We start from the raw sequence: 1,055 nt of genomic DNA on the forward strand, positions 1-1,055 counted from the left end.
CGGGGCCGGGGCCGGGGGCGGGGCGGGGGGCGGGTGGCGGGGGCGGGTGGTGGATCAGCGGCGGGCGGCGGCGATCCGCTCGCGGCGCAACTGCTCCACCGCGGGCACCTCGACCGGTGGGAGGGAGTCCACGCCCAGCGCGCGGCACAGCAGCAGGTCGGCCAACTCGGGGTTCCGCGCCAGCGCCGGCCCGTGCATGTACGTGGCGATGATGGAGCCCTGCACCACGCCCTCGACCAGCCCGCCGGCCGGGACCGCCACGCCGGCGGGGACCCCGTTGCCGACTCCCGAGGTCACGCGGCCGAGCGGGGCGGCGTCGGGGCCCAGCACCGTGGCGCCCATGTGGTTCTCGAACCCCGTCAGCGGCCGGGTGAGCCCCGCGAGCTGCGGGGTCGTCACGAGCTCGCCGATGGAGCGCGTGGCCTGCGGCGTCGTAGTGACGTCGAGGAGCCCCAGGCCCGGCGCGCGGGAGCCGTCCGAGACCACGAACCACTCACCGAACACCTGCATGCCGGCGCAGATCGCCAGCACCGGCACCCCGCGGGAGACCGCCCGCTGCAGGCCGGGTGAGCCGGACAGGTGCCGGGACGCCAGCTTCTGCGCGGCGTCCTCGCCGCCGCCCACGGCGTAGAGATCGCACGAGTCGGGGACGGCGTCCTCGAGGGTGATGCGGACGATCTCCGCGTCGTGACCCCGCCACTTCAGGCGCTGACGCAGGACCAGCGAATTGCCGTCGTCGCCGTAGGTGCCCATGACATCCGGCAGCACAAGTCCGATGCGGACGGTGGACTCGCTGGGCCGCGGCGAGTCGGGGGAGACGGTGTCGAGGGGGGAGGCAGAGGCCCCGTCGCGCTGCTCGCTCATCGGTGCTGCTCCTTCGCATCGGTCGAGGGACTGGAGCTCGCGGGACTGGAGCTCGCGGGACGGGAGGCCCCGGTCCCGGCCCCGGCACCGGCACGGGCCCCGGCCCCCGCCCCGGAGGCGGCGATCGCACGCCCGAGGTCGCGGAACGCGGTGTAGTTGGCCAACACCTCCACCCGCCCGGCCGGGCACCT

General features: G+C 76.0%; 1 protein-coding gene and 1 pseudogene. Both read right to left on the reverse strand.

Features of this window, described 5'->3' with window-relative positions:
• Positions 1 to 54: 54 nt before the first annotated feature.
• Positions 55 to 864: a type 1 glutamine amidotransferase gene (locus tag B4M60_RS04800; protein ID WP_291080796.1), complete on the reverse strand. Its 810-nt coding sequence runs from the start codon at positions 862 to 864 to the stop codon at positions 55 to 57.
• A pseudogene (locus B4M60_RS04805) lies at positions 861 to 1,055 on the reverse strand (DUF1727 domain-containing protein); the annotation flags it as partial. The pseudogene B4M60_RS04805 and the gene B4M60_RS04800, both read right to left, overlap by 4 nt.

The sequence above is a fragment of the Dietzia sp. UBA5065 genome (assembly GCA_002415925.1).
In the GTDB taxonomy this organism is placed as follows: Bacteria; Actinomycetota; Actinomycetes; order Mycobacteriales; family Mycobacteriaceae; genus Dietzia.

Excerpts from the sequence above, each read along its gene's own strand:
- B4M60_RS04800 (WP_291080796.1), bottom strand. The coding sequence starts at position 864 with ATGAGCGAGCAGCGCGACGGGGCCTCTGCCTCCCCCCTCGACACCGTC.